Source organism: Candidatus Thioglobus sp. (assembly GCF_029243085.1).
Classification (GTDB): domain Bacteria; phylum Pseudomonadota; class Gammaproteobacteria; order PS1; family Pseudothioglobaceae; genus Thioglobus_A.
Window position 1 is genome coordinate 1 of the sequence record NZ_JAQWSS010000057.1, and the last position, 2,020, is coordinate 2,020.

Consider the following 2,020-nt stretch of genomic DNA (forward strand, 5'->3'; position numbering starts at 1 on the left):
CGATTGAAACTGTTTGACGCATGAATTTACCTTTTTTAGCAAAAACCACTTTACCGCCTGCTGTTGCAAACAATGTGTCATCTTTACCTTTACGTACATTAATACCTGGATGAACTTTAGTACCTCTTTGACGTACTAAAATATTACCAGCTAATACTACTTCACCACCAAATTTCTTTACACCTAGACGTTTCGATTGGGAGTCTCTACCATTATTAGTACTACCGCCTGCTTTTTTATGTGCCATGGGTTATTCTCCTATGCCTTAATTTTTGTAATTTCAATTTCAGTGTAAAGCTGTCTATGACCTTGTGTCTTCATAGAGTGCTTACGACGACGGAATTTCAAGATAGTAACTTTCTTACCCTTGCCTTGTGAAACAACTTTTGCTTCAACTGTTGCTTTAGCAACCAAAGGTGCGCCAACTTGAACGTTGTCGCCATCGGCAACCATTAATACTTCGTCAAAAGTAACTGTTTTGCCTGGCTCAACTTCTAATTTTTCAACCTTTAAAGTTGTGCCTTCGGCTACTCTAAATTGTTGACCACCTGTTTTAATAACTGCGTACATAATAAAACCTAAATGTGAATTCTTAAAAAGAAGCAATTATACGCCAACGAGATGTTTTATGAAAGACTGTTTTAAGTATAATTTGTAATTTTATTTACACGGATAAGTGAACAATGATTATTTTTGAAACAAACATGGGTGATATTCAGATGACAGTTGATGCTGAGAATGCACCAATCAGCGCTAAAAACTTTACAGACTATGTTGAATCAGGTTTTTTTGATGGCACCATCTTTCACCGTGTCATTAAAAACTTTATGATCCAGGGTGGTGGCTTTACTGAAGATATGATGCAAAAGCCAACCAATGCTGAAATTGAAAACGAAGCTAAGAATGGCCTGAAAAATACAAAGTACACATTATCTATGGCTCGTACTGCTGCACCTCATTCTGCTAGCTCGCAATTTTTTATTAATACGCAAAATAATAGCTTTCTAGACTACCCAGGACAAGACGGCTGGGGCTATTGTGTATTTGGCGAAGTGGTTGACGGTTTTGACGTGGTCGACAAAATGAACGAAGTATCAACAGGCAATAAAGCCGGCCATGCCGACGTGCCAAATGATGCAGTTATTGTCACTAAAGCCTACATTAAGTAATCGAATGACTCTCCGCACTTTATTGATTGCGGATCTACACCTCGTTGCCGACGAGGTGGAAAAAAACCAGCTTTTTAAAAAATTCTGCCAACAGGCGCAAGAGGCTGATCAGTTATTTATTTTGGGAGATCTGTTCAACACCTGGTTAGGTGACGATCTTTCTGCACCTCATTACACTGACATCATCTCCCTACTTAAAACTTTAAGTAACAAAACCAAAGTTTTGGTGATGACGGGTAATCGTGACTTTCTTCTAGCACAAGAATTTTCCCGACAAACTGGTTGTGAATTGATTAACTCGCCGTATCTACTAGAGACCAATACACAGCAATACGTACTCACACATGGTGATGAGTTGTGTACTGATGATGAGTCATATCAGCAAATGAAATCAATCTTGCAGCATCCGATTACCAAATTTATTTTTGTACGCCTGCCTAAAAAATGGCGTTTGAAATTAAGTGGCCAACTTCGTCAAAAAAGTATTGAAGCTCAACAGGATAAAACTCGAGAAATCATGGATGTTAATCCACAGGCAGTTATTGAGCTAATGCAGAAGTATCCAGGAGCTGATCTGATTCATGGACATACGCACAGGCTTAACACCCATACAGAAAAGACGTTTACACGCTACGTACTTGGAGATTGGTCAAACACTCAAGGCAATGCCATTGAAATTACCGATAAACTAAACCGGCTTGAAATTAGCTGAACGCTCTAGCATATCAACACGTGTCACTTTAAGTGTCATCTTCTCGTCTGTCTTAGGAATTTGACCTTCTTTAAATTTAATTTGTGTCATTAGACCTACTTCAGGAATCATGAACAATGCTTTATCACCACGAATATCA

At 38.6% G+C, this 2,020-nt stretch carries 4 protein-coding genes; 2 read left to right on the forward strand and 2 right to left on the reverse strand.

Going from position 1 to position 2,020, the window contains the following annotated elements:
* Together rpmA and rplU are read right to left on the reverse strand one after the other, a co-directional pair.
* Positions 1-247 (reverse strand): 50S ribosomal protein L27 (gene rpmA, locus P8M52_RS03305; protein WP_300307282.1); only part of this gene is annotated, 247 nt, incomplete at its 3' end.
* Positions 248-258: 11 nt separating this feature from the next.
* Positions 259-570: a 50S ribosomal protein L21 gene (rplU, locus tag P8M52_RS03310; RefSeq protein WP_300307285.1), complete on the reverse strand. Its 312-nt coding sequence runs from the start codon at positions 568-570 to the stop codon at positions 259-261.
* A 113-nt stretch (positions 571-683) separates the two neighbouring features.
* Between rplU and P8M52_RS03315 the strand changes: the two genes are divergently transcribed.
* The gene (locus P8M52_RS03315; RefSeq protein ID WP_300307288.1) at positions 684-1,169 is read left to right on the forward strand and encodes a peptidylprolyl isomerase; all 486 of its coding nucleotides are present in this window, start codon (positions 684-686) and stop codon (positions 1,167-1,169) included.
* Between the two features lie 4 nt (positions 1,170-1,173).
* On the forward strand, positions 1,174-1,881 hold the full coding sequence (locus P8M52_RS03320; protein WP_300307291.1) for a UDP-2,3-diacylglucosamine diphosphatase: 708 nt from the start codon (positions 1,174-1,176) through the stop codon (positions 1,879-1,881).
* The last annotated feature ends 139 nt before the right edge of the window (positions 1,882-2,020 follow it).

Excerpts from the sequence above, each read along its gene's own strand:
- rplU (WP_300307285.1), bottom strand. The coding sequence starts at position 570 with ATGTACGCAGTTATTAAAACAGGTGGTCAACAATTTAGAGTAGCCGAA.
- P8M52_RS03315 (WP_300307288.1), top strand. The coding sequence starts at position 684 with ATGATTATTTTTGAAACAAACATGGGTGATATTCAGATGACAGTTGAT.
- P8M52_RS03320 (WP_300307291.1), top strand. The coding sequence starts at position 1,174 with ATGACTCTCCGCACTTTATTGATTGCGGATCTACACCTCGTTGCCGAC.